Origin of the sequence: Sulfitobacter sp. HI0027, assembly GCF_001634775.1 — a bacterium.
GTDB lineage: Bacteria > Pseudomonadota > Alphaproteobacteria > Rhodobacterales > Rhodobacteraceae > Sulfitobacter.
Genome location: NZ_LWER01000389.1, coordinates 1 through 512, shown reverse-complemented (window position 1 = coordinate 512; position 512 = coordinate 1). Strand labels below are relative to the sequence as shown.

Below are 512 nucleotides of genomic sequence, written 5' to 3'. Positions count from 1 at the left end.
CACCAGTGTGATCATCACCACCAACCTTAGCTTCTCAGAATGGGCGCAGGTCTTCGGGGATGCAAAGATGACCACCGCTCTCTTGGATCGGCTTACCCACCGCTGCCACATCCTCGAAACCGGAAACGACAGCTACCGCTTCAAGGTCAGTTCTGAGGCAGCAAAGAAAACTGCAAAGGAGGCCAAAACATTGACCGCATCATAGACCACGACGCATAACTGAGGGTGGGTCAAATCTCGGTGAAAATACCGGGGGTGCGGACGAAAAGTTGGACTATCTTGGAGATAGTTCATGTACAGCTACGAAGAACGACTGCGCGCGGTTAAGCTTTATATCAAGCTCGGCAAGCGCGCTCAGGCCACCATCCGTGAGTTGGGGTATCCAACGAAGAACGCCCTTAAAGGGTGGTATCGAGAATACCAACGTCTGCAGGACTTGCCGATACGATCGGCACCACGCCCGCCTAAATTCTCGCTGGCGCAAAAGGAGATGGCGTTAGAGCATTATGCAA

1 protein-coding gene and 1 pseudogene are annotated in these 512 nt (G+C 52.9%); both read left to right on the top strand.

Annotated elements, in window-relative coordinates; genetic code table 11:
• The coding region (locus A3722_RS17995; RefSeq protein ID WP_161488236.1) for an ATP-binding protein at nt 1-205 on the top strand (205 nt) is incomplete at its 5' end.
• An 87-nt stretch (nt 206-292) separates the two neighbouring features.
• Nucleotides 293-512 (top strand): annotated as a pseudogene (locus A3722_RS17990) (IS3 family transposase); the annotation flags it as partial.